This is a genomic window from Idiomarina sp. UBA4206 (genome assembly GCF_002383015.1).
GTDB lineage: Bacteria > Pseudomonadota > Gammaproteobacteria > Enterobacterales > Alteromonadaceae > Idiomarina > Idiomarina abyssalis.
Map to the genome: position 1 here is coordinate 88,923 of NZ_DFTS01000074.1, position 704 is coordinate 89,626.

General features: G+C 49.9%; 1 protein-coding gene. It reads left to right on the plus strand.

Annotated features, from left to right (window positions below; genetic code table 11):
• On the plus strand, nucleotides 1-704 hold a 704-nt coding region (locus tag B3180_RS15135; RefSeq protein ID WP_286845325.1), incomplete at both ends, for a penicillin-binding transpeptidase domain-containing protein.

Genomic DNA, 704 nt, shown 5'->3' on the forward strand with positions numbered 1-704 from the left:
AGGCCCGATGACGGCGCTGTAGCTGCTGTGGTTGGTGGTTACAGTTTCCAGCTGAGCCAGTACAACCGCGCATTACAAGCGGAACGTCAGGTTGGTTCTAATATTAAACCGTTAATATATTCAGCAGCCTTTGAAGAAGGATTGACGCTGGCGACTCTAGTTAATGATGCTCCGATTAACCAGTGGAACCCGGGTTCCGGTATTGCCTGGCGACCCAAAAACTCGCCTGAAGTTTACGAAGGGCCTATTCGCCTGCGTAAAGCGCTGGCTAAGTCGAAAAACGTGGTTTCAGTGCGGCTAATTCGCGAATTGGGCGTAAAGCAAGTGGCAGACCATTTAGCGAAATTTGGGCTGGATCGTTCTGAAATTCCTGAAAATGAATCGCTCTCGTTGGGTTCTCTTTCAATGACACCGATGCAGGTAGCCAGAGCATTTGCTGTTTTCGCAAATGGTGGCTTTTTGGTCGAACCTTATTTCATTGAACGCATTGAAGATGCAGACGGAAACGTTTTAGACGAAACCGACCCGGCGCGCGCCTGTTTCGACTGCGATAAACCGGCACCGCAGGTCATCAGTGAGCAAAATGCATTTTTGGTTGAACAGGCAATGAACTCTGCTGTCTGGGGTGGTGGAAGCTGGCCTAATGGCACCGGCTGGAATGGTACCTCCTGGCGTATTCAACGTTCTAAACCCATTACTGAAGC